This window comes from Streptosporangium sp. NPDC001559 (genome assembly GCF_042893955.1).
Classification (GTDB): domain Bacteria; phylum Actinomycetota; class Actinomycetes; order Streptosporangiales; family Streptosporangiaceae; genus Streptosporangium.
Genome location: NZ_JBIAVG010000001.1, coordinates 899,696 through 907,870 on the forward strand (window position 1 = coordinate 899,696; position 8,175 = coordinate 907,870).

Consider the following 8,175-nt stretch of genomic DNA (forward strand, 5'->3'; position numbering starts at 1 on the left):
CCTCGGTGGCGGTTGGCGATCATCTCGCCGCCCGTCACCGAGGCGGATACCGGGCTTACTCGCCCCGTACCTTCGCGACGATCTCCTTGGCGATGTGCGCAGGCACTTCCGCATAGGAGTCGAACTGCATGCTGTAGCTCGCGCGTCCCTGCGTCTTGCTACGGAGGTCACCCACGTAGCCGAACATCTCAGAGAGCGGCACGAGCGCGCTGACGACACGGTTGCCACCGCGCTCGTCCATCGCCTGGATCTGTCCGCGGCGACCGTTGAGGTCACCGATGACGTCACCCATGTAGTCCTCGGGCGTGGTGACCTCAACGGCCATCATCGGCTCCAGGATTACGGCGTCCGCCCTGCGCGCGGCCTCCTTGAAGGCCATCGAGCCGGCGATCTTGAAGGCCATTTCGGACGAGTCAACCTCGTGGTAGGCACCGTCCTGCAGGGTGACCTTGACCCCGACCATGGGGTAGCCGGCGAGAACACCGAACTCGGCGGCCTCCTGGGCGCCCGCGTCGACCGAGGGGATGTACTCCCTCGGGATACGGCCACCGGAGACCTTGTTCTCGAACTCGTAGCCGTCGTTGCCCTCGCCCAGCGGCTCGATGTCGATGATGACCTTCGCGAACTGACCCGATCCACCGGTCTGCTTCTTGTGGACGTAGTCGACCTTCTCCACCTTGCGGCGGATGGTCTCGCGGTAGGCCACCTGCGGGCGACCGACGTTGGCCTCGACCTTGAACTCACGGCGCATCCGGTCGACGAGGATCTCCAGGTGGAGCTCGCCCATACCCCAGATGACCGTCTGCCCGGTCTCCTCGTCACGACGGACCTGGAAGGACGGGTCCTCCTCGGCCAGACGCTGGATCGCGGTGCCCAGCTTCTCCTGGTCGCCCTTGGTCTTGGGCTCGATCGCGACGTTGATGACCGGAGCCGGGAAGTTCATCGACTCCAGGACGACCGGCTTGGCCGGGTCGGCCAGGGTGTCACCGGTGGTGGTGTCCTTCAGACCCATGACGGCGACGATCTGACCGGCGTGCGCCGACGGGCGCTCCTCACGCTTGTTGGCGTGCATCTGGTAGATCTTGCCGATCCGCTCCTTGCGGCCCTTCACCGAGTTGACCACGGCGGTGCCGGTCTCGAGCGTGCCCGAGTAGATGCGGATGTAGGTGAGACGGCCCAGGTGCTGGTCGCTCATGATCTTGAATGCCAGCGCGGAGAACGGCTCGTTCACGTCGGCGTGACGCTCGACAACCTCGTCCTCGTTACCGACCGCGTGACCCTTGAAGGCCGGGATGTCGGTCGGGGCGGGGAGGTAGGCGACGATCGCGTCGAGCAGGGGCTGAATGCCCTTGTTCTTGAACGCGGTGCCGGTCAGAACCGGGTTGATGGCGCTGGACAGCGTCGCGCGGCGGATGGCCGCGACCAGCTGCTCCTCGCTGGGCTCGACGCCCTCAAGGAAGAGCTCCATCAGCTCGTCGTCGTTCTCGGCGACGGTCTCGACGAGCTTGTCACGCCACTCGCGGGCAGCCTCGGCGTGCTCGGCCGGGATGTCCACGACCTCGTACATCTCGCCCTTGGCCGCCTCGGCGCTCCAGAGCAGGCCCTTCATCTTCACCAGGTCGATGACGCCCTTGAAGTCGGCCTCGACGCCCCAGGGGAGCTGAAGGACCGCGGGGGTCGCGTGCAGACGGCTGACCATCATGTCGACGCAGCGGTGGAACTCCGCGCCGACACGGTCGAGCTTGTTGACGAAGCAGATGCGGGGCACGCCGTAACGGTCGGCCTGACGCCACACCGTCTCGGACTGCGGCTCCACACCGGCCACGCCGTCGAACACGGCGACGGCACCGTCGAGGACGCGGAGCGAGCGCTCCACCTCGATCGTGAAGTCCACGTGACCCGGGGTGTCGATGATGTTGATCGTGTGGCCGAGCCACTCGCAGGTCGTAGCAGCGGAGGTGATGGTGATACCACGCTCCTGCTCCTGCTCCATCCAGTCCATCGTGGCTGCGCCCTCGTGGACCTCACCGATCTTGTAGTTGATGCCGGTGTAGAACAGGATGCGCTCGGTCGTCGTGGTCTTGCCCGCGTCGATGTGGGCCATGATGCCGATGTTTCGGACCTTGGCCAGGTCAAGAGCGGTCGTGGTGGCCACTTCTCTCGCGTCCTCGTCGTCTCGTCGAACCCGCTGTTACCAGCGGTAGTGGGCGAAGGCCTTGTTGGACTCGGCCATCTTGTGGGTGTCCTCGCGCTTCTTGACGCTGGCGCCGAGGCCGTTGCTGGCGTCGAGCAGCTCGTTCATGAGGCGCTCGGTCATGGTCTTCTCGCGGCGGGCGCGGGAGTACTGCACCAGCCAGCGCAGGGCCAGGGTGGTGCTGCGCGCGGCGCGCACCTCGACCGGAACCTGGTAGGTCGCGCCACCGACGCGGCGGCTGCGGACCTCAAGGGTCGGCTTGACGTTGTCCAGGGCCCGCTTCAGGGTGACGACCGGGTCGTTGCCCGTCTTCTCCCTGGCACCCTCAAGGGCGCCGTACACGATGGACTGAGCGATGGAGCGCTTGCCGTCCAGGAGCACCTTGTTGATGAGGGCGGTGACCAGGGGCGAGTTGTGGACCGGGTCAGCCATGAGCTGACGACGGCCAGGAGAACCCTTGCGAGGCATTCTTACTTCTCCTTCTTCGCGCCGTAACGGCTACGGGCCTGCTTACGGTTACGAACACCCTGGGTGTCCAGCGAACCGCGGATGATCTTGTAGCGAACACCCGGCAGGTCCTTCACACGACCGCCACGCACGAGCACGATGGAGTGCTCCTGAAGGTTGTGCCCCACACCCGGGATGTAGGCCGTGACCTCGATGCCGTTGGTGAGCCGGACACGCGCGACCTTGCGGAGCGCCGAGTTCGGCTTCTTGGGGGTCGTGGTGTAAACGCGCATGCAGGTGCCGCGTCGCTGAGGGCTGGCCTTGAGCGCCGGGGTCTTGGTCTTGGTGACCTTGTCCTGGCGGCCCTTGCGGACCAGCTGCTGAATCGTAGGCACCGCGTCTCCGTTCGTGCTTGCCGGTGATTCGAATTTTGTTGCTTTTGCAGGCGCTGCCGGTGTCATGACCTGCGGTTTTTCCATCCACTCCGACCCACGCGCTCGGGCGTGTCGCGCACTTGTCGCGCCACTTCCCAAGGAGGGCCGCTCCGGTGGAGGAAGCCATACGGCGCCTCTGTCAACTCCCAGACGGGAGACCTGTCGACGCGCACGCATGAGAGCCCATGAAGCCACGGGCACGAACGGAAAGACTACCCAGTCCAACGCAACACGTCAAAACGGTTGCGTCCTCCGGCCACCATTGCGAGCGCCGGTGTTCGTGTCGCGACTCCGCGGCCGATTTCCAGCCGGCCGCTGTCGGGTCCAGGCCACAGTTTACCCACCTTCAAGGACTACTCCGGCCGTTCCGGTTACGGGCTCGTGGCTTTCCGGGCAACGTTCCGGTCAAAAAGCATCCGGACGCGACGACGCCCGGTCCCCCTTCTCGGGAACCGGGCGTCGTCGTCGATCCGTTGCCTACCGGCTAGCGGTTGTACTGACCGAAGTCGTACTCCTCCAGCGGTACGGCCTCACCCGAGCCGGAGCCGAAGGTGTAGTCGGCCGCGGAGCCGTCGTAACCGCCGACGGTGTACATCGCGGCCTTGGCCTCCTCTGTCGGCTCGACCCGGATGTTGCGGTACTGCGGCATGCCGGTACCGGCCGGGATGAGCTTTCCGATGATGACGTTCTCCTTGAGGCCGAGCAGCGAGTCCGACTTGGCGTGGATCGCCGCGTCGGTGAGCACTCGTGTCGTCTCCTGGAAGGACGCCGCCGACAGCCAGGACTCGGTGGCCAGCGACGCCTTGGTGATACCCATCAGCACCGGACGGCCGGAGGCCGGGGTGCCGCCCTCGGCGACGCACTCACGGTTGATCCGCTCGAAGCGCGGCCGCTCGACCAGCTCACCGGGGAGCATGTCCGCGTCGCCGGACTCCAGCACGTTCACCCGCTTGAGCATCTGACGAACGATGATCTCGATGTGCTTGTCGTGAATCGACACACCCTGCGAGCGGTACACCTGCTGGACCTCGGCCACCAGGTGCAGCTGCACGGCCCGGGGGCCGAGGATGCGCAGCACCTCGTTGGGGTTGACGGCACCGGCGATCAGCTGCTGGCCGACCTTGGCACGCTGCCCCTCGGAGACCAGCATGCGCGAGCGCATCGACACCGGGTAGGCGATCTCGTCCGAACCGTCGTCCGGGACGATCACGATCTTCCGGGTCTTGTCGGTCTCGTCGATGCGGACCCGGCCCTCGGCCTCGCTGATCGGGGCGACACCCTTGGGGACGCGCGCCTCGAAGAGCTCCTGGACACGGGGCAGACCGTGGGTGATGTCCGCACCGGCCACACCACCGGTGTGGAAGGTACGCATCGTCAGCTGGGTACCGGGCTCACCGATCGACTGGGCGGCGATGATGCCGACCGCCTCGCCGACGTCCACGAGCTTGCCGGTGGCCAGTGAACGGCCGTAGCAGGTGGCGCAGACACCGATCTTGGCCTCGCAGACGAGAGCGCTGCGGGTCCTGACGGTCTCGATACCGGCCTCGACCAGCGCGCTGACCTGGACGTCGCCGATGTCGACGCCCGCGTTCGCGATGATCTTGCCGTCCACCTCGACGTCCTCGGCCAGGATGCGGCCGTGCACGTTGCTCTCGGCGTTCTCAGCCTTGACCAGGTTGCCCTGGGCGTCGCGCTCGCCGACGTTCAGCGGGACCGCGCGGTCGGTACCGCAGTCGATCTCGCGAACGATGACGTCCTGCGCGACGTCCACCAGACGACGGGTCAGGTAACCCGAGTCGGCGGTCCGCAGCGCGGTGTCGGCCAGACCCTTTCGCTGTCCGTGGGTGGAGATGAAGTACTCCAGCACCGACAGGCCCTCACGGAAGGAGGCCTTGATCGGACGCGGGATCGTCTCACCCTTGGTGTTGGACACCAGACCACGGATGCCGGAGATCTGACGAACCTGCATCAGGTTTCCTCGGGCGCCCGACTGGACCATCATCCAGACCGGGTTGGTCTTCGGGAACGCCTTCTGCATGTCGTCGGTCACGTCACTGGTCGCGTGCGTCCAGATCTCGATGAGCTCCTGACGGCGCTCCTCGTCGGTGATGAGACCGCGCTCGTACTCACGCTGGACCTTGTCGGCCCTGCGCTCGTACGTCTCCATGATCGTGGACTTGTTCGGCGGCGCGATGACGTCCTCGATGGAGATCGTCACACCGGCCCTGGTCGCCCAGTAGAAGCCCGCGTCCTTGAGCGCGTCGAGCGCCGCGGCGACCTCGACCTTCGGGTACTTCTCCGCCAGCTCGTTGACGATCGCGGACAGCTGCTTCTTGCCGACCTGCGAGTTGACGTAGGGGTAGTTCGCGGGCAGCGTCTGGTTGAACAGGCAGCGACCCAGCGTGGTCTCCAGCCGGTACGGCTCGTTCGGCTCCCAGCCCTCGGGGGCGGCCCAACCGCGAGGCGGCGGGACGTCACCCTTCATCCGGATCTGGATCTTGGCCTGGATGTCCAGCTCGCGCCGGTCGAAGGCCATGAGCGCCTCGGAGACCGAACCGAAGACCCGGCCCTGTCCCGGAGCGTCCTCGTCGTCGTCCTTGAGGGTGGTCAGGGAGTACAGACCGATGATCATGTCCTGGGTGGGCATGGTCACCGGCTTGCCGTCGGCCGGCTTCAGGATGTTGTTGGTGGACAGCATCAGGATGCGGGCCTCGGCCTGCGCCTCCGCGGACAGCGGCAGGTGCACGGCCATCTGGTCACCGTCGAAGTCCGCGTTGAACGCGGTGCAGACGAGCGGGTGGATCTGGATGGCCTTGCCCTCGACCAGCTGCGGCTCGAAGGCCTGGATGCCCAGGCGGTGCAGCGTCGGCGCGCGGTTGAGCAGCACGGGGTGCTCGGTGATGACCTCTTCGAGGACGTCCCACACGACCGGGCGCGCACGCTCGACCATCCGCTTGGCCGACTTGATGTTCTGCGCGTGGTTCAGGTCGACCAGACGCTTCATCACGAACGGCTTGAACAGCTCCAGCGCCATCTGCTTGGGCAGACCGCACTGGTGCAGCTTCAGCTGCGGGCCGACGACGATGACCGAACGGCCGGAGTAGTCGACACGCTTGCCCAGCAGGTTCTGACGGAAACGACCCTGCTTGCCCTTCAGCATGTCGCTGAGGGACTTCAGCGGGCGGTTACCGGGACCGGTGACCGGACGGCCGCGACGGCCGTTGTCGAACAGCGCGTCGACGGCCTCCTGGAGCATCCGCTTCTCGTTGTTCACGATGATCTCGGGGGCACCGAGGTCGAGAAGACGCTTGAGGCGGTTGTTCCGGTTGATCACACGACGGTACAGGTCGTTCAGGTCCGAGGTCGCGAACCGGCCACCGTCGAGCTGCACCATGGGGCGCAGGTCCGGCGGGATGACCGGGATGCAGTCCAGCACCATGCCGTTGGGCGAGTTGCGGGTGTTCAGGAACGCGGAGACGACCTTGAGACGCTTGAGCGCGCGGGCCTTCTTCTGGCCCTTGCCGCTGCGGATCGTCTCGCGGAGGTTCTCGGCCTCAAGTTCGAGGTCGAAGTTGGTCAGGCGCTCCTGGATGGCCTGGGCGCCCATGCCACCGCGGAAGTAGCGGCCGAACCGGTCGCGCATCTCGCGGTAGAGCAGCTCGTCGCCCTCAAGGTCCTGGACCTTGAGGTTCTTGAAGCGGCTCCAGACCTCGTCGAGACGGTCCAGCTCGCGCTGGGCCCGGTCGCGAAGCTGACGCATCTCACGCTCGGCGCCCTCGCGGACCTTGCGGCGCTGGTCGCCCTTGGCGCCCGCGGCCTCAAGCTCGGTCAGGTCGCCTTCGAGCTTCTTCTGCCTGGCCTCGACATCGGCGTCACGACGCTGCTCGACGTGCTGGCGCTCGACCGAGATCTTCGCCTCCAGCGACGGCAGGTCGCGGTCGCGCATCTCCTTGTCGACATGCGTGATCATGTAGGCCGCGAAGTAGATGACCTTCTCCAGGTCCTTCGGGGCCAGGTCGAGCAGGTATCCCAGACGGGACGGGACACCCTTGAAGTACCAGATGTGCGTGACGGGCGCGGCCAGCTCGATGTGGCCCATCCGCTCACGACGCACCTTGGCACGGGTGACCTCGACGCCACACCGCTCACAGATGATGCCCTTGAAGCGGACGCGCTTGTACTTGCCGCAGTAGCACTCCCAGTCCCGGGTCGGACCGAAGATCTTCTCGCAGAAGAGTCCGTCCTTCTCGGGCTTGAGGGTCCGGTAGTTGATGGTCTCGGGCTTCTTGACCTCACCGTGCGACCACTGGCGGATGTCGTCAGCCGTCGCGAGGCCGATCCGAAGCTCGTCGAAGAAGTTGACGTCCAGCATTTGTTGTTCCCCTCCTCAGCTTCTGATCAGACCTCTTCGACGCTGCTCGGCTCGCGCCGGGACAGGTCGATGCCGAGCTCTTCGGCGGCGCGGAAGACGTCCTCGTCGGTGTCGCGCATCTCGATGGACATGCCGTCGCTGGAGAGCACCTCGACGTTCAGGCACAGCGACTGCATTTCCTTGATGAGGACCTTGAAGGACTCCGGGATGCCCGGCTCGGGGATGTTCTCGCCCTTGACGATCGCCTCGTAGACCTTCACCCGGCCCAGCACGTCGTCCGACTTGATCGTCAGCAGCTCCTGGAGGGCGTAGGCGGCACCGTAGGCCTCCAGCGCCCACACCTCCATCTCACCGAACCGCTGACCACCGAACTGCGCCTTACCACCCAGCGGCTGCTGCGTGATCATCGAGTACGGGCCCGTCGACCGAGCGTGGATCTTGTCGTCGACCAGGTGCAGCAGCTTCAGGATGTAGATGTAACCCACTGAGATCGGGTGCGGGAACGGCTCGCCCGAACGCCCGTCGAACAGGCGGGCCTTGCCGTTGGCGCCGACCATACGGCCGCCGTCCCTGTTGACCAGGGTGTTGTCGAGCAGGCCGACGATCTCTTCCTCGTGGGCGCCGTCGAAGACCGGGGTGGCCATGTTGGTGCGGGGCTCGACCTCGGCGAAGCCCTTGTCGCGCAACCGCTCGGCCCAGGCCTCCTGCACACCGGAGATGTCCCAGCC

At 66.0% G+C, this 8,175-nt stretch carries 4 protein-coding genes and 1 pseudogene; all 5 read right to left on the reverse strand.

The features are described from left to right. Positions 1–55 precede the first annotated feature (55 nt). On the reverse strand, positions 56–2,104 hold the full coding sequence (fusA, locus tag ACFYY8_RS04060; RefSeq protein ID WP_390036940.1) for an elongation factor G: 2,049 nt from the start codon (positions 2,102–2,104) through the stop codon (positions 56–58). 87 nt (positions 2,105–2,191) lie between these two features. Beyond that, positions 2,192–2,662: a 30S ribosomal protein S7 gene (gene rpsG / locus ACFYY8_RS04065; protein ID WP_179819699.1), complete on the reverse strand. Its 471-nt coding sequence runs from the start codon at positions 2,660–2,662 to the stop codon at positions 2,192–2,194. 2 nt (positions 2,663–2,664) lie between these two features. Then, positions 2,665–3,036: a 30S ribosomal protein S12 gene (rpsL, locus tag ACFYY8_RS04070; protein ID WP_012887826.1), complete on the reverse strand. Its 372-nt coding sequence runs from the start codon at positions 3,034–3,036 to the stop codon at positions 2,665–2,667. A 523-nt stretch (positions 3,037–3,559) separates the two neighbouring features. Then, on the reverse strand, positions 3,560–7,447 hold the full coding sequence (locus ACFYY8_RS04075) for a DNA-directed RNA polymerase subunit beta' (RefSeq protein ID WP_390036899.1): 3,888 nt from the start codon (positions 7,445–7,447) through the stop codon (positions 3,560–3,562). 26 nt (positions 7,448–7,473) lie between these two features. Further along, positions 7,474–8,175 (reverse strand): annotated as a pseudogene (locus ACFYY8_RS04080) (DNA-directed RNA polymerase subunit beta); the annotation flags it as partial.